Source organism: Geminicoccus flavidas (genome assembly GCF_009806515.1).
Classification (GTDB): domain Bacteria; phylum Pseudomonadota; class Alphaproteobacteria; order Geminicoccales; family Geminicoccaceae; genus Geminicoccus; species Geminicoccus flavidus.
Map to the genome: position 1 here is coordinate 1 of NZ_WUJP01000505.1, position 14,903 is coordinate 14,903.

Annotated in this window: 15 protein-coding genes; 7 read left to right on the top strand and 8 right to left on the bottom strand. The window is 70.4% G+C overall.

Annotation, left to right across the window (positions count from 1 at the left end):
- The first annotated feature begins 225 nt into the window (after positions 1-225).
- The 6 genes from tolB to folP all read left to right on the top strand — a co-directional run bounded on the left by tolB (position 226) and on the right by folP (position 7,238).
- Complete coding sequence (tolB, locus tag EQG76_RS14200; RefSeq protein ID WP_159714583.1) at positions 226-1,542, top strand: Tol-Pal system beta propeller repeat protein TolB; 1,317 nt, start codon at positions 226-228, stop codon at positions 1,540-1,542.
- A 105-nt stretch (positions 1,543-1,647) separates the two neighbouring features.
- Positions 1,648-2,151 carry a peptidoglycan-associated lipoprotein Pal gene (gene pal, locus EQG76_RS14205; RefSeq protein ID WP_159714530.1) on the top strand — a complete coding sequence of 168 codons (504 nt, stop codon included), beginning with the start codon at positions 1,648-1,650 and terminating at the stop codon, positions 2,149-2,151.
- 75 nt (positions 2,152-2,226) lie between these two features.
- Positions 2,227-3,048, top strand: coding sequence for a tol-pal system protein YbgF (gene ybgF, locus EQG76_RS14210; RefSeq protein ID WP_159714532.1), 822 nt, complete (start codon positions 2,227-2,229; stop codon positions 3,046-3,048).
- 40 nt (positions 3,049-3,088) lie between these two features.
- Positions 3,089-4,087: a tRNA lysidine(34) synthetase TilS gene (gene tilS / locus EQG76_RS14215; protein ID WP_159714534.1), complete on the top strand. Its 999-nt coding sequence runs from the start codon at positions 3,089-3,091 to the stop codon at positions 4,085-4,087.
- 107 nt (positions 4,088-4,194) lie between these two features.
- Positions 4,195-6,141 carry an ATP-dependent zinc metalloprotease FtsH gene (ftsH, locus tag EQG76_RS14220; RefSeq protein WP_159714536.1) on the top strand — a complete coding sequence of 649 codons (1,947 nt, stop codon included), beginning with the start codon at positions 4,195-4,197 and terminating at the stop codon, positions 6,139-6,141.
- Between the two features lie 65 nt (positions 6,142-6,206).
- On the top strand, positions 6,207-7,238 hold the full coding sequence (gene folP, locus EQG76_RS14225; RefSeq protein WP_159714538.1) for a dihydropteroate synthase: 1,032 nt from the start codon (positions 6,207-6,209) through the stop codon (positions 7,236-7,238).
- A gap of 22 nt (positions 7,239-7,260) precedes the next feature.
- Here the strand turns inward: folP and EQG76_RS14230 are convergent, their stop codons facing one another.
- The 3 genes from EQG76_RS14230 to EQG76_RS14240 all read right to left on the bottom strand — a co-directional run bounded on the left by EQG76_RS14230 (position 7,261) and on the right by EQG76_RS14240 (position 8,729).
- Positions 7,261-7,884 carry a hypothetical protein gene (locus EQG76_RS14230; protein ID WP_159714541.1) on the bottom strand — a complete coding sequence of 208 codons (624 nt, stop codon included), beginning with the start codon at positions 7,882-7,884 and terminating at the stop codon, positions 7,261-7,263.
- A 147-nt stretch (positions 7,885-8,031) separates the two neighbouring features.
- Complete coding sequence (locus EQG76_RS14235) at positions 8,032-8,433, bottom strand: EVE domain-containing protein (RefSeq protein WP_159714560.1); 402 nt, start codon at positions 8,431-8,433, stop codon at positions 8,032-8,034.
- A gap of 8 nt (positions 8,434-8,441) precedes the next feature.
- Positions 8,442-8,729, bottom strand: coding sequence for a YciI family protein (locus EQG76_RS14240; protein WP_159714563.1), 288 nt, complete (start codon positions 8,727-8,729; stop codon positions 8,442-8,444).
- On the opposite strand from EQG76_RS14240, the gene yddG reads away from it, so the two are divergent.
- The gene (gene yddG, locus EQG76_RS14245; RefSeq protein ID WP_159714566.1) at positions 8,728-9,681 is read left to right on the top strand and encodes an aromatic amino acid exporter YddG; all 954 of its coding nucleotides are present in this window, start codon (positions 8,728-8,730) and stop codon (positions 9,679-9,681) included. The two genes, EQG76_RS14240 and yddG, sit on opposite strands and share 2 nt — an antisense overlap.
- Positions 9,682-9,686: 5 nt before the next feature.
- Here yddG and EQG76_RS14250 read toward each other — a convergent pair whose 3' ends face one another.
- The 5 genes from EQG76_RS14250 to EQG76_RS14270 all read right to left on the bottom strand — a co-directional run.
- A complete protein-coding gene (locus EQG76_RS14250; RefSeq protein WP_159714569.1) occupies positions 9,687-10,289 on the bottom strand; it encodes a glutathione S-transferase family protein in 603 nt (200 codons plus the stop codon).
- 46 nt (positions 10,290-10,335) lie between these two features.
- Positions 10,336-10,788 (bottom strand): YqaA family protein, encoded by a 453-nt coding sequence (locus tag EQG76_RS14255; RefSeq protein ID WP_159714572.1) that lies wholly within the window; start codon positions 10,786-10,788, stop codon positions 10,336-10,338.
- Between the two features lie 53 nt (positions 10,789-10,841).
- Entirely contained in the window at positions 10,842-11,468 is a 627-nt protein-coding gene (locus EQG76_RS14260; RefSeq protein ID WP_159714575.1) for a LolA family protein, read from the bottom strand.
- Positions 11,469-11,492: 24 nt separating this feature from the next.
- Positions 11,493-14,177 carry a DNA translocase FtsK gene (locus tag EQG76_RS14265; protein ID WP_159714578.1) on the bottom strand — a complete coding sequence of 895 codons (2,685 nt, stop codon included), beginning with the start codon at positions 14,175-14,177 and terminating at the stop codon, positions 11,493-11,495.
- Between the two features lies 1 nt (position 14,178).
- On the bottom strand, positions 14,179-14,903 hold a 725-nt coding region (locus EQG76_RS14270; protein WP_159714580.1), incomplete at its 5' end, for an aminotransferase class I/II-fold pyridoxal phosphate-dependent enzyme.

Sequence of the window (14,903 nt, forward strand, 5' to 3'; positions counted from 1 at the left end):
GCGGTGGCCGAGAGCGCGGTGCGGGCGACCCGCGCCTGCTCGCCGCTCAAGCTGCCGCGCGAGAACTATGACGACTGGCGTGACATCATCATGAATTTCCGCCCCGACCAGATGGGTTGAGTCTGAATGGCTGACCTTTGAGGCGGCAGGGAGGTTGGTCTCGTGATGCAGTTCCTCGATCCGCGACGTGACGAGCCGGTGCGCATCCGGTCCCTGCCAGGCCTGATGCAGATCGGCCGGCGCGGCCTGCTGGGTGCGGGTGCCGCCGGCCTCCTACTCGGTGCCGGGGGCAAGGCGTTCTGCCAGCTCGCGGTCGACATCACCCAGGGCGTGGTCGAGCCCATCCCGATCGCGATCAGCCCGTTCGCGGCCGGTGGTGGCCAGGGGGCGACGCTGGCCGGCCAGATCCCCGACGTGATCTCGGCCAACCTGGACGGCTCCGGCCTGTTCCGCACCATCGACCGGCAGGCCTACATCCAGGGGCCCGAGGAGCTGCGCGGGATGCCGCGCTTTGCCGACTGGCGGCAGATCAACGCCCAGGCGCTGGTGAGCGGCGTGGTGGAGGAGACGCCGGGCGGGATCGGGGTCGAGTTCCGCCTATGGGACGTCCTGGGCGGCCAGCAGATGACCGGCCTGCGCATCGACGCACCGGCCGCGTCCTGGCGGCGCATCGCGCACCGCATCTCGGACGCGATCTACGAGCGGATCACCGGCGAGAAGGGCTATTTCGACACGCGCATCGTCTATGTCAGCGAGACCGGCCCCAAGGCCAAGCGGATCACCCGCATCGCGCTCATGGACCAGGACGGGGCGAATCATCGCTTTTTGACCGACGGGCGCGAGCTGACCTTCGGCCCGCGCTTCTCGCCAGATGGCCGGCGGGTCGCCTACCTGCTCTACCGGGGCATGCGGCCCAGGGTCTACATGCGCGACATCGAGGGCGGCCGCGAGCAGGTGCTGATCGACACGCCCAGGATGAACTTCGCGCCGCGCTTCTCGCCGGACGGGCAGACCGCACTCGTCACCGTCAACGAGGACGGCGACTTCAACATAGTGGCGGTCGACCTCGCTACCCGGCAGCAGCGCCGGATCACCAGCGGCGGCGGCATCTCCACCTCGCCGTCCTTCTCGCCGGACGGCCGCCGGATCGTGTTCAACAGCGACCGCTCCGGCCGGCCGCATCTGTTCGTGACCGGCGCCCAGGGCGGCCCGGCGGAGCGGATCTCCTATGGCGACGGCCAGTACGGCAGCCCTGCCTGGTCGCCGCGCGGCGACCTGATCGCGTTCGTCAACATCAAGCAGCGCTATTTCCATATCGGTGTGATGCGGCCCGATGGTAGTGACGAGCGGCTGATCACGCGCAGCTGGCAGGACGAGGCGCCGACCTGGGCGCCCAATGGCCGTGTCGTCATCTTTCAGCGGACCGAGCCTGGTGGAACAACCAAGCGGCTCTACGCCATCGATGTCTCCGGATACAATGAACGGCTGGTGCCGACACCTCTGGATGCTTCAGATCCCGATTGGTCCGGCTTGCTTCCTTAATCAATTGACAGTAGAAGAACCGGCATGGTCGCAGTCACGGCACTGGCCGTGGTTCGTCCGCGCGCCATGAACTGTCGCGGCGCCAAGTCGTCTTGGGAACTACCGATGAAGCTCACTCTCCTTCCGGTCGCTGCGACGGCGCTGCTGCTCGCGGCCTGCAGCTCGACTCCGTCCTCGGACGAGACCTCCGGTGCCGGCGGCATGACCACCAGCGACGCCTCGTCGCTGACCAGTGGCCCGGTAGCCGGCAGCCAGGCCGACCTCGAGCAGAACGTCGGCGACCGCGTCTATTTCGGCTTCGACAGCTCGACCCTGGACGAGACCGCTAGGTCCACCCTGCAGCGTCAGGCGACCTGGCTGCAGCAGTTCCCCTCGGTCTCGGCGACTGTCGAGGGCCATACCGACGAGCGCGGCACCCGCGAGTACAACCTGGCGCTCGGCGAGCGGCGCGCCTCGGCCGCGGCCCGCTACCTGTCCAGCCTGGGCGTGCCGGAGAGCCGGCTGATGACTATCTCCTACGGCAAGGACCGCCCGGCCGATCCCGGCAGCTCCGAGGAGGCCTGGGCGTTGAACCGCCGAGCGGTTACGGTGATCAACGCCACCAACTGAGGGTGGCAGGGGTGCCGGCGCTGCCGGCCGCGGCACCCCGCTTCGACCCGCCGGCGCCATGGGGAAAGGATGCGGGTGGCTGCATCGAGGCCGGTCCTGCTGCTGGTGCTGTTTCTGTCGGCCTGGTCGGGCACGGCGCTGGGCCAGTCGGCCGACAGCCGGATGATCGCCGACCTGGAGGCACGGATCCTCCGGCTGGAGGAGGAGGTCCGCCAGCTCCGCGGGCGGGCGGAGGAAGCCGAGTACCAGGCGCGCGCGGCCGCGGAGCGGATGGACCGGCTGGTGGCCGACATCGACGCGCGCCTGCGCGGCGTGGAGCCGGGCCCAGACGTTGCGGCACCGGATGCGGGCGTGGCCGTCCAGCCGGCACCTCAGCCAGGTCCCCAGGTGGCGGCACCTTCGCCCAGCGAGCCGGGCGTGCTCGGCACGCTTCCGGATGACACGCTGGCCGGCCTGCCAGCCCCGCCGCCCGAGCCGCCAGCACCGGACGGCACGGCTGCCGTGGCGGGCTCGCCGCGCGACCGCTTCGATGCCGGCATGGCCAGGGTCAAGGCCGGCGACTGGAGTGGGGCGGAGGCGGCGTTCGCCTCGATGGTCAGCAGCGCTCCGGACGATCCGCTCGCACCCAATGCTGCCTACTGGCAGGCCGAGACCTATTATGCCCGCCAGCAATGGCCGCAGGCAGCGGCGAGCTTCGCCCGCAATGTCAGCACCTATGGCGACGATGCGGTCCGGGCACCGGACAATGTCCTCAAGCTCGGCATGTCGCTGGCGCGCATGGGCGACCGGCAGAAGGCCTGCGCCACCTTCGCCGAGTTCGACCGCCGCTATCCGAAGGCGCCGGTGGCGCTGAAGCAGATGGCCAGCCGCGAGAAGAGCAACGCCGGCTGCGCCTGAACAGCCGCCGCGTCTGGACGGCCGAGCGTTCGCGGCGGCGATGGCAGGGCTCGGCCCGTTCGAGCCGCAGCCCAGGATCGGCGTCGCCCTGTCCGGCGGGGCGGACAGCGTCTGCCTGACCCTGCTGGCCCAGGACTGGACGGGGGCACAGGGTGGCGAGTTCCATGCCTTCCTGGTGGACCATCGGCTGCGTGCCGATTCCGCGGCCGAGGCGGCTCTGACCGCGGAGCGCATGGCGGCTCGGGGCGTGGCGGTCACGGTGCTGCGGTGGCATCACGGAGCCATCGACAGCCGGATCCAGGAACGCGCCCGCCAGGCCCGCTATGCGATGCTGGAGGAGGCCGTGGCCGGCTGGGGCGGCCTGCACCTCCTGCTGGGCCACCATGCCGACGACCAGGCCGAGACCGTGGCAATGCGCCGCGCCCGCGGCAGCGGCGGGGTTGGCCTGAGTGGCATGGCGGCGATCGTGGAGAGGCCGCAGCTCCGCCTGCTCCGCCCGCTCCTGGCCTGGCCCAAGCGCAGCCTGCTGGACTGGCTGGGCCGGGCCGGGGTCGCCTGGGCCGAGGACCCCAGCAACGCCGACCCGCGCTTTGCCCGCGCCCGCCTCCGGGCCCAGGCTGCCGCACCCGGACAGGCACCGGACCCGTCGGTGCGTCAGGCGCGCGCGGCCGCAGCCGCCCTTTTCTTGGCGCGCCATGCCGAGCCCGATCCGGCCCGCCGCCTCCGCTTCCCCCGCGTGGCCTTCCGCACCCTGCCGGCCGACACCGCCTGCCATCTGTTGGGCACGGTCCTGGCGGCCCTGGCGGAACGGCCCTATCCGCCGCGCGCCCGGTCGCTCGCCCGGCTGCAGGCGGCGCTCGCGGGGCTAGACGACGGTGCCATGACCTTGGGTGGCTGTCTGGTGCGGTTCGGCCCACGCTGGGTTCGGCTCTGCCCGGAGCGGCCACTGCCCCTGCCATGGCGCCCACCCGTGCCGCTGGCCCCGGCACCGTTCGCGGCGGCAGCGAGCCCTGCTCCGGACCGTGCGGCAGCGGACTGAGCGTGGATCTTGCTTCACTCGCCAGCTCACTTATGTTCAGCCTACTCGCGGTGTTCTGCCATGCTCGGGCAAGGCAGGACGTTCCGCACCGCACGAGGCACGGCTACGTGAACAATTTCAGCAAGAACTTGGCGCTCTGGGTCATCATCGGCCTACTGCTGATCGCGCTGTTCAACCTGTTCCAGAGTCCCAGCACGCGCGGGACCAGCTCCAACCTGGCGTTCTCCGACTTCCTTAGTGAGGTCGAGGGCGGGCGGGTCGCGGAAGTGACCATCCAGGGCGAGCAGATCACGGGGCGGACCAGCAGCGGGACCAGCTTCCAGACCTACACGCCGAACGATCCGGCCCTGGTGGACCGGCTGACCGAGCATGGCGTGCGCATCACCGCCATGCCGGTGGACGACAACGTGCCGTCGCTTCTGGGCGTGCTGGTCTCCTGGTTCCCGATGCTGCTGCTGATCGGCGTCTGGGTGTTCTTTATGCGCCAGATGCAGGCCGGCGGCGGCAAGGCCATGGGCTTCGGCAAGTCGCGCGCGCGCATGCTCACCGAGAAGCATGGCCGCGTGACCTTCCAGGACGTGGCCGGCATCGACGAGGCCAAGGAGGAGCTCCAGGAGATCGTGGAGTTCCTGAAGAACCCGCAGAAGTTCACCTCCGTGGGCGGCCGGATCCCGAAGGGCTGCCTGCTGGTGGGCCCGCCCGGCACCGGCAAGACGCTCCTGGCGCGCGCCATCGCCGGCGAGGCGAACGTGCCGTTCTTCACCATCTCGGGCTCGGACTTCGTCGAGATGTTCGTGGGTGTTGGCGCATCCCGGGTCCGCGACATGTTCGAGCAGGCCAAGAAGCACGCGCCCTGCATCGTGTTCATCGACGAGATCGACGCGGTCGGCCGCCATCGCGGTGCGGGCCTGGGCGGCGGCAACGACGAGCGCGAGCAGACGCTCAACCAGCTGCTGGTCGAGATGGATGGGTTCGAGGGCAATGACGGCGTGATCCTGATCGCCGCCACCAATCGGCCCGACGTGCTCGACCCGGCCCTGCTGCGGCCTGGCCGGTTCGACCGGCAGATCGTGGTGCCGAACCCCGATGTGATCGGCCGCGAGAAGATCCTGAACGTCCACATCAAGAAGGTCAGGACCTCCCCGGACATCGACGCGCGCACGATTGCCCGCGGCACGCCCGGCTTCTCCGGCGCCGACCTCGCCAACCTCGTCAACGAGGCGGCGCTGCTGGCAGCCCGGGTCGGCAAGCGCCTGGTCACCATGGCCGAGTTCGAGCAGGCCAAGGACAAGGTCATGATGGGGGCGGAGCGCCGCTCGCTCGTCATGTCCGAGGACGAGAAGAAGCTCACCGCCTACCATGAGGCGGGCCATGCCGTGGTTGGCTTCTTCTCGCCGGCCTCCGATCCGATCCACAAGGCGACCATCATCCCGCGCGGCCGCGCGCTCGGCATGGTCGTGCGCCTGCCGGAAGGCGACCGCCTCTCGGTCACCCGCGAGAAGCTGGAGGCCGACATCGCCGTGGCCATGGGCGGCCGGGTGGCGGAGGAGCTGATCTTCGGCCATGACAAGGTGACCGCGGGCGCCTCCTCGGACATCGAGCAGGCCACCAAGATCGCCCGGCACATGGTCACCCAGTGGGGCATGAGCGAGAAGCTGGGCCCGGTCGGCTACGCCGAGAACCAGCAGGAAGTGTTCCTGGGCCACCAGCTCCACCAGCAGAAGAACGTCTCGGAGGCGACCGCGCAGGCGATCGACAGCGAGATCCGGGTGCTGGTCGATCGCGGCTACCAGCGGGCGCGCGCCCTGCTGACCGAGAAGATCGACAAGCTGCATGCCTTCGCCCAGGCGCTGCTCGAGTATGAGACGCTGACCGGCGAGGAGATCACGGCGGTGATGCGCGGCGAACCGATGCCCACGCCCAAGCGCTGGGGCGACGATACGCCGCCCACCTCCGCACCCAGCAACCATGGCGGCGGCCGGCGCTCCTCCGTGCCGACCACCCGGCCCTCGGACGGCCCGGGCGGCGTGGAGCCCTCGCCGGGCCCGGCCTGAGCCAGCCGGACAGCCACTATTCGAAGGGACAGAGGGAGCCGGCGACGGCTCCCTTTGCACATGGGATGACCGCTCGAACCTATCTGGAGCCGCTCTGCCTCCTGTCGGGGCCGGCCGCGGTCGCTGCCATCGCCGAAGGCAGCGGGCTGCCGCTCGGCGCTGACCGTGCCTTCCTCCATGCCCGCCTGTTCCGGCGCGATGGCGACGCGGTGACGGAGCAACTGGTGGCGGCGCCGGCCTTGCGTGGCCGTGCGGAACTGGCCCCGGCCCTGGCGGGCTTGGCCGTACCGGTCGGGCCCTTGCGCATCATGGGAATCGTCAACGTTACCCCGGACAGTTTCTCCGATGGTGGGCGCTGGTTCGACGAGGAGCAGGCGATCGCCCAAGGGCTGAGCCTCGCCGCGGCCGGGGCGGACATCCTGGACGTGGGCGGCGAGAGTACCCGGCCCGGCTCGCTGCCGGTGCCGGTCGAGGAGGAGATCCGGCGGGTCGTGGGGGTGGTGAAGGCGCTCGCCGGCCACGGGCTGACCGTCTCGATCGACACGCGCAATGCGGCGACCATGACAGCGGCGCTCGCCGCCGGTGCCAGGATCGTCAACGACGTGACCGCGTTGCGCCACGACCCCGACGCGCTGCGGGTGATGGCCGATGCCGGTTGCCCGGTCGTGCTGATGCACAGCCAGGGCGAGCCGCGGACCATGCAGGCCGATCCGCGCTACCGGCGCGCCTGCCTCGACGTGTTCGACCATCTGGCCGATCGGGTCGCGGCCTGCCTGGACGCAGGCATCGCCAAGGCGCGGATCATCCTCGATCCGGGCCTGGGTTTCGGCAAGCTCGCCGTCCACAGCCTGGACGTGCTCCAGCACCTGGCCCTGCTGCGCACGCTGGGCTGCCCGGTCCTGCTGGGCGCCTCCCGCAAGAGCATGATCGCCAAGCTAAGCGGCCAGCCCAACCTGCCGCCGGCGGAGCGGCTGCCGGGCTCGCTGGCCCTGGCACAGGCCGGCGTGGCGCGCGGGGCCAGCATCGTGCGGGTGCACGACGTGGCCGAGACCCGTCAGGCCCTTGCCCTGGCCGAGGCGGTCGATCGCGCAGCCTGATCGGGGACCTCGAGAGAGGAGTCTAGCCGGGCTTGGGGTGGAAGTCGGTCTGCCGCTGCAGCTTCTCCTGGAGGAAGCCGCCTTCGCCCACGATCACCTCGCCGGCGGCGATCCGCAGGCCGCGGGCCGTGCCCTGGCCCTTGAGCACGCCGCCGCGCAGGTCGGGATCGGGCTCCGCGAAGGACCGCCCGTCGCCCAGTTCGCAGCCATCCACCGTGATGCCGCCCAGCACCTGGCTGCCGGAGCCCAGCCGGCTCAGGCCGAACACCGCGACCCCGCCGACATAACGCCCGCCATCGCCGATCCGGATCTCGGCGTCCGGCCGATTGGTGCGCGCCACGAAGCCGCCCTCGCCGAACTGGTTGCCATGGCCGATCCGGATCGGGCCGGTGGCCGCGACGATCACCGTGCCCGTGCAGAACCGGTTGCGGTCGCCGATGGCGAGCGGTGCCCCGGCCCTGGCTTCCAGCACCACCGAGGGGTGGAATAGGTTGCCGGTGCCGATCGTGACGAAGCGGGAGATCAGCACCGAGAACGGGTCGGGAACGATGTTGCCGCCCTCGATCAGCCGGACGGTGTCGCGCACGCTCAGATAGCCCCCGGCGGTGCGGGCACGGTCGATCAGGGTCAGCAGATCCTCGTTCATCACCGGCTCCTTCGTCCTTTGGGCGGGGATCGACCGGATCGCCGCCAGGGCGCCAGCGAGATCCCAAGCGAGATCCCGATGATCCGGTTAGATGGTGGGCGCTGGCGGGAACGGGATCAATCCATGCCGGTGCCGCGGCGGCTCCGCTCAGCCGCCGCCCAGCTCCAGGATCTTCTGCCAGTGGCTGTCCTCGATCGGCATCACCGAGAGCCGCGACTGCCGGATCAGCGCGATGCCGGCCAGGGCCGGCTCCGCCTTGATCGCGGCCAGCGGCACCTCCCTGGCCAGTGGGCGCAGGGGCTTGACGCGGACCAGGCACCAGGGCGGGTGGTCCGGGTCCTCATACCAGGTGCGGGACACAGTCATGATGCCGAGCACGGCCGGCTGCACCACTGAGCGGTAGAAGAACACTTCCTCGCCCAGGGCCATGCTGCGCATGTTGCGGGCGGCCTGGTGGTTGCGCACGCCGCCCCATTCGGTCTCGCCGTCCGCGACCAGCCGGTCCCAGCTATAGTCCCCGGGCTCGGTCTTCATCAGCCAGTGCGCCATGGATGGGCTCAGCCGATCCAGTCGCCCACCGCCGGCCGGTAGAGTGTCACGGTGAACGAGGCGAACACGCCTTCCTTGGTGAACGGGTCGTCCTTGGCGAACGCCTCGGCCGCGGCCCGGTCGGGCGCCTCGATGACCAGCATGCTGCCGATCGGGTCGCCCTTCTCGTCCAGGATGGCGCCGCCGACCTTGATCATGTCCTGCTTGCCCTGCAGATAGGCCAGATGCGTCGGCCGGATCTCCAGCCGGCGGGACAGGGCGCCCGGCTTGTCTTCGGCGCGGATGATGAAGAGCATGTCGATCTCCGAGACGGGTCCATCCGTGCGGACCATTGGCACGGCCGGACGCGGCCGTCACCCCGACACCGGGGCGGCGAGCCGTCGGGCCGGCACGCTGGTCGGCCTGGGCGCCATCCTGCTCTGGGCGACGCTGGCGCCATTGGGTGTGGCGGTGGGCGGGGTGCCGCCCTTCCTCCTGACGGGAGCCGCCTTCCTGATCGGCGGGCTGTTCCTGCTCCTGGCCCTGCCACTGCGCGGCCGGCCGCTCGCTGCCGGCTTTCGCGCGAGCCCGGTCGCCTGGGCGATCGGGGTGGGCGGCTTCTTTGGCTACCACGCGGTCTATTTCAGCGCGCTGCAACTGCTCCCGCCGGTCGACGCGCTGCTGGTGATCAATCTCTGGCCGCTCCTGATCGTGCTGTTCTCGGCCCTCCTGCCGGGCGAGCGGCTCCTGCCGCGCCACCTGATTGGCGCGCTGCTGGGCCTGGCCGGCACTAGCCTGATCGTGCTGGGGCGGGGCGAGCTAGGGGGAGGGGGCAGCCTGGGCGGCTGGGCCTGTGCCCTGGCCGCAGCATTGATCTGGTCCGGCTACTCGATCCTGAACCGACGCTTTGCGGCCAGCACCCCGTCGGAGGCGGTGGTGGGCTTCTGCCTGGTCACGGCACTGCTCTCGCTGGCCACCGGGCTGCTGGTCGAGCCGCCCGCCCTGCCGGTTGGCTGGGGCTGGCCGGCCCTGCTCCTGCTGGGGCTGGGGCCGGTGGGCCTGGCCTTCCTGCTCTGGGACCGCGGCACCAAGACCGGCGACATCCGGATCCTGGGGGCGGCCGCCTATGCCGGACCCCTGATCGGCACGCTGCTGCTCCTGCTCATGGGCCGGGCCGAGCCGTCCTGGCGGCTATTGCTCGCCGCGGTGCTGATCGTGGGCGGTTCGCTCCTGGCCTCCGGTGATCTGCTGCGCCGCCCCAGGGCCTAACAGGCTCAGCTGGCAGGCCGGGTCGCGACGAAGCTCGGCCGCTGCTCCATCTCCGCGTGCCAGGCAGCGAGCTTTGGCGCCCGGTCGCGCCAGGCGATGCCGGGGTGGCGGATGTCCAGGTAGGTCAGTGCCACGGCAAGCGCGATCGCATCGAGCCGCGCACCGCTGCCGAACGAAGCGAGGTCCGCCTCGGCCGCGGCCACAGCGCGCAGGTTCAGGTCGCGCTGCTTGTCAATGCAGGCCTGGGAGCGCTCGCCGCCGGGCCGGATGCTCTCCTGCCGGGCCGCCACGGCCGCATCCATCATCCCGTCGGCCAGTGCAACCCGCGTGAGCACGCCGAAGCGGTCGGCGCCGTCCGGGACCAGGCTCGGGCCCTGCCTCAGACTGTCCAGATAGGCACAGATCACCGGGCTGTCATAGATGGCGGTGCCGTCGTCCAGCAGCAGGGTCGGCACCTTGGCCAGCGGGTTCTTCGCCACCACCAGCGGGTCCTGGAACAGGGCTGTCGGCACGGTGGGTGCGGTGATGGTGATGTCCAGCCCCTTTTCCAGGGCGACGATGTGGGCTTTGCGGCCGAACGGGCTGAGCGCGAGAGTGATCAACTGCATGAAGCGCCTCCGAGGATCCGGGGGCAGGGATGCCACGCCGCCAGGCTCAGTTGAAGAGTTCGTCCACGCCCAAAAAGTCGCCACCGCCCAGCACCATGGCATAGCGCAGGCCCTTGGCGATCCCGACCAGGATGATGAAGGGGACGAGATGGACCCGCAGCGTGCCGGCCGCGATCGAGAGCGCGTCGCCTACGCCCGGCAGCCAGGTCAGGAGCAGGGCAGGCTTGCCCCATTTGTTGAACCAGCCCTGGGCCTTGGCCAGCTTCTCCGGGCCCACCGGGAACCACTTGCGGTCCTGGAAGCGCAGGATCGCGGTGCCCATCCACCAGGAGACCACGGAGCCCGCGACGTTGCCGATCGTGGCCACGGTCCAGATCGCCCAGAGGCCGATGCCCTGAGTCATCAGGCCCAGCATCACCACTTCGGAACTGCCGGGCAGGATGGTGGCCGAGGTGAAGGCGCTGAAAAACAGCCCGGCAAGAAGTACCAGTTCGCTCACGAGGTCGTTCTCCGCAGCCGCCTAGAAAGCGGCGGCGGTCAGGTCAGGTCCGATCAGTCGAGTTCCGGATAGCCGAACATCTGGGGGTCGCGCCAGACGAACCGGTCCGGGTCGATGCGCTGGTTGATCTGGACATCGGACAGGGTTACCACGGTGCGCGTGCCGCCCGGGTCCAGGACCGTCCAGCGGCGCAGCTCGACCGGCTTCTCGGCGAACACGAGCTGCACCGAGCCCTGGTCCTCCGCGCCCTTGCGGAACGCCTCGATCACGATTTCGCCGCCGGCCGACGCCACGTCGCGGACCAGCACCTCCTGGCCGAAATTAGGGTTCTCCGAGAGGAGGAAGCCGATCGGGGTCTGGGCCACTGGGATGTAGTTCACCTGCTTGGTCTTGCCGTCATAGAACACCAGCCGCCAGTCGGTGGTGACCAGCAGGATCTGGGCCGGCGGATCGTACTGCATCCGCATCTGGCCGGGGCGCTTGATCCAGAGCCGGCCGGTGCTGAGCCCGCCGTCCGGCGCCACCTGCACGAAGGTGGCGGTGAGCGTGTCCAGGCCCTGCATCCACTCGGTGACGCGGTCGACCAGGGCCTGCTGCCGGCTGGACAGGGCGGCCCGGGCCAGGCCGGGGAGGGCGGCGCCCACCAGCAGCGTCGAAAGAAGCAGACGGCGTGAGGTCAAGTTTCGTCCTTCCCCGGGGGCCGGTCAGAAATCGGTCGGCTCGTCGCCATCCACCCCGCCGCGCCCCATCAAGACTTGGCGGCGCCCGACATGGTCGGCCGGACTGATCAGGCGATCCTGCTCCATCCGCTCGATCAGCTTGGCCGCCGTGTTGTAGCCGATGTTCAGCTTGCGCTGCAGGTAAGATGTGGAGGCCTTGCCGTCCCGGGCAACGATCTTCACCGCTTCCTGATACATCGAATCGCCGCCAGCCTCGCCGCCGCCGAACATGGCGCCCTGGGCAGCACCGTCGCCGCCGGCACCGCCCGCCTCGTCGCCGCCGGCCTCGTCGGTGACCGCATCGACATAATCGGGCTCGCCCTGGGTCTTCAGATGCTTCACCACCCGGGCCACGTCGTCGTCGGTCACCAGCGGCCCGTGGATGCGCATGATCCGGTCGCCCGGCATCATGAACAGCATATCGCCCTGGCCCAGGAGCTGCTCGGCACCGGGCTCGCCCAGGATGGTGCGGCTGTCGATCTTGGAGGACACCCGGAAGCTGATCCTAGATGGCAGGTTGGCCTTGATCACACCGGTGAGCACGTCGACCGACGGGCGCTGGGTAGCGACGATCAGGTGGATGCCGGCGGCACGGGCCTTCTGCGAGAGGCGCTGGATCGCGTTCTCGATCTCCTTGCCGGCGGTGAGCATCAGGTCGGCGACCTCGTCGACGATCACCACGATCAGCGGCAACGCCTTCATCTCGATCGGCTGGTCCTCGAACACCGGCGAGCCAGTGTTCGGATCGAAGCCGGTGCGCACCCGGCGGCTGAGCTGCTCGCCCTGCGCCTTGGCCGCCTCGATCCGGCGGTTGAAGGCGAAGATGTCGCGCACGCCCAGGTGCGACATCAGCCGGTAGCGCTCGTCCATCTGCCGGACGACCCATTTCAGCGCCACCACCGCCTTGCCGGGCTCAGTCACGACTGGCGCCAGGAGATGCGGGATGTGGTCGTAGACCGACAGCTCGATCACCTTGGGGTCGATCATGATGATCCGGCACTGCGTGGGTGTCAGCCGGTAGAGCAGCGACAGGATCATGCCGTTGATCGCGACCGACTTGCCGGCCCCGGTGGTGCCCGCGATCAGGAGATGCGGCATCCGGGCGAGGTCGACCATGATCGGCTTGCCCGAGATGTCCTTGCCCAGCGCCAGGGCCAGGCGGGCCGAGGTCTCGGTGAACTGCGGGCTGTCCAGCAGCTCCTTCAGATAGACCGTCTCGCGCACGTCGTTGGGCAGTTCGACGCCGATCACGTTGCGCCCGGGCACGGTTGCGACGCGCACCGACAGCGCACACAAGGAGCGGGCGATATCGTCGGCGAGGCTGATGACCCGCGCGGCGCGGGTACCGGGTGCGGGCTCCAGCTCGTAGAGCGTCACCACCGGGCCAGGCTTGGCGTCGGTGATCTCGCCGCGCACGCCGAAATCGTCCAGCACGGTCTCGAGCTGGCGGCTGGTCTCGTGCAGTTTCTCCCGGGTGATCCCGGCCCCGGGCTTCTGCCTGGGCGGGGTCAGGTATTCCAGGTCCGGCAGCTCGAAGTCCTCGTCAGCCGGAGCCTGGAGGCGCGGCTGGGACGGGCGGGACGGGGCAGGCGGCGCGCTGCGCGGCGGCGCGGGGGGAGCGGCCGGCCGTTCCGGTTCGCGTCGTAACGCACGGGCCGGTGGTACCGGCTCCGGCTCGAACCCGTCGTCCGCGGCGTCGTCGAACTCCTCCTCGTCGAACTCCTCCTCGACAGGCGGGGCGGCCACGGCCGGCCGCTGCCGCTCCTCGCGCACCGGTGCCGGGGCAGGCCGGGGACGCCGCTCCCGGGGGGGCGGCTGCTGTTCCAGCTCCTCCGGCTCGTCGGGCAGTGGCGCTGCCCGCCGGGCTGCCGGCCGGCGCGGGCGGACGACGGTCTCGGGTTCGTTTCGCCGCCACAATTGAATGGACCGTCCGGCCAGTGCGGCGGCCTGCTGGCGCAGCGGCAGGACCAGCCGGGTCAGCATGCCAGGGCCTTCCGACTCTTCGTCATCGGCCAAGGCGACGCGGCGACGCAGCCGCTCGGGTTCGTTTCGCAAACCGGTGGAGCTGGCGCTGCGGCCGGCCCGGCCGCCGCTCGCCAGCCCCAGCAGGGTCCAGCCGCCCTCCACGATCTGCACGCCGAAGGCCAGCAGGCCGGCAACGAGCGTCACCAGCACCGCGATCCAGCCATACAGGGCGCCGCCCAGGCCCGGCTGCAGGTTCTCGTACAGGAACCGGCCGACGAAGCCGCCGAGACCCACCCGCAGCGGCCAGCTCGCGGCGTCGGGTTGGGGCTGGGTGGCGAGAAAGGCGCAGAAGCCCAAGAGCGCCAGCGGCAGGGAGGTGGCGGCCAGCCAGGCGCCGCAGAACGGCTTGTCGGCGATCAGCCGGATGCCCCATGCGGCGAACACCAGGATCGGCAGCCAGATCGCCACGCCGAACAATTGGAGCATCAGGTCGGCGGTATAGGCGCCGAACAGGTCGAGCGGGTTGACCGGTGCTGCCGTGGTGGCGGTGTTGAACGAGGGATCGGCCGGATCAAAGCCCCAGACCGCGATGGCGAGCAGTGCCGCCAAGCCCAGCCAGAAGATGCCCAGCACCAGGCGTCGCGCGGTGGCGAGCAGGCTGGCGAACGGGCGTTCCTGATCCAGCCGTCCCAGCATCGCGGCCATGTCAGCGTCCCTTGGCAAGTGCGGCACTGTCCGGCCGTGCGGTTTCGGCCGGGGAGGCGAGGGTGGCGACCAGACGGTCGAGCGCATCGACGGTCGTGTCGAGCCCGTGGACCAGGGCCAGGCGCACATAGGCGCTCGAGATCGGCTCCGGCCCGTCCAGATAGGCGCCGGGCAGCACCTTCAGCCCGGCCTCCGCCCAGAGCCGGCTGGCCGCCGCCACGCCGTCGCCCACGTCCAGCCAGAGAAAGAAGCCGGCGGGCGGGCGGAAGAAACCGAAGCGGCCGGCCAGGCGCTGCTCGGCCAGGTCGAACTTCTGCCGGTAGAGCGCCCGGTTGGCCTCGACATGGGCCTCGTCGTTCCACAAGGCCTCGGCCGCTGCCATCAGCGGCAAAGGCTGGACCGGTGCTGCATAGGCGCGCAGCTTGGCAAACGCGCCGATCAGGGCCGGGTCGCCCGCGACGAAGCCCGAGCGGAGGCCGGCCGCATTCGAGCGCTTGCTGAGCGACTGGAACACGAGCAGCCGCTTGAGGCTGCCGGTATCGTTCAGCGCCACTTCCAGCCCGGAAGGTGGCGGCGTGCGGTCCCACAGCTCGGAATAGCACTCGTCCAGGAACAGGGCGAAGCCGTGCCGGCGGGCGAGTGAGAGGGCGCGGGCCAGATAGGCTCGGTCGGCAACCGCACCCTGCGGGTTGGCCGGGGTGCACAGGTAGAAGGCGGCGGTCCGCG

Coding starts and splice junctions, on each gene's coding strand:
- tolB (WP_159714583.1), top strand. CDS start 226: ATGCAGATCGGCCGGCGCGGCCTGCTGGGTGCGGGTGCCGCCGGCCTC.
- pal (WP_159714530.1), top strand. CDS start 1,648: ATGAAGCTCACTCTCCTTCCGGTCGCTGCGACGGCGCTGCTGCTCGCG.
- tilS (WP_159714534.1), top strand. CDS start 3,089: ATGGCAGGGCTCGGCCCGTTCGAGCCGCAGCCCAGGATCGGCGTCGCC.
- folP (WP_159714538.1), top strand. CDS start 6,207: ATGACCGCTCGAACCTATCTGGAGCCGCTCTGCCTCCTGTCGGGGCCG.
- EQG76_RS14230 (WP_159714541.1), bottom strand. CDS start 7,884: ATGAACGAGGATCTGCTGACCCTGATCGACCGTGCCCGCACCGCCGGG.
- EQG76_RS14235 (WP_159714560.1), bottom strand. CDS start 8,433: ATGGCGCACTGGCTGATGAAGACCGAGCCCGGGGACTATAGCTGGGAC.
- yddG (WP_159714566.1), top strand. CDS start 8,728: ATGTCGATCTCCGAGACGGGTCCATCCGTGCGGACCATTGGCACGGCC.
- EQG76_RS14240 (WP_159714563.1), bottom strand. CDS start 8,729: ATGCTCTTCATCATCCGCGCCGAAGACAAGCCGGGCGCCCTGTCCCGC.
- EQG76_RS14250 (WP_159714569.1), bottom strand. CDS start 10,289: ATGCAGTTGATCACTCTCGCGCTCAGCCCGTTCGGCCGCAAAGCCCAC.
- EQG76_RS14265 (WP_159714578.1), bottom strand. CDS start 14,177: ATGGCCGCGATGCTGGGACGGCTGGATCAGGAACGCCCGTTCGCCAGC.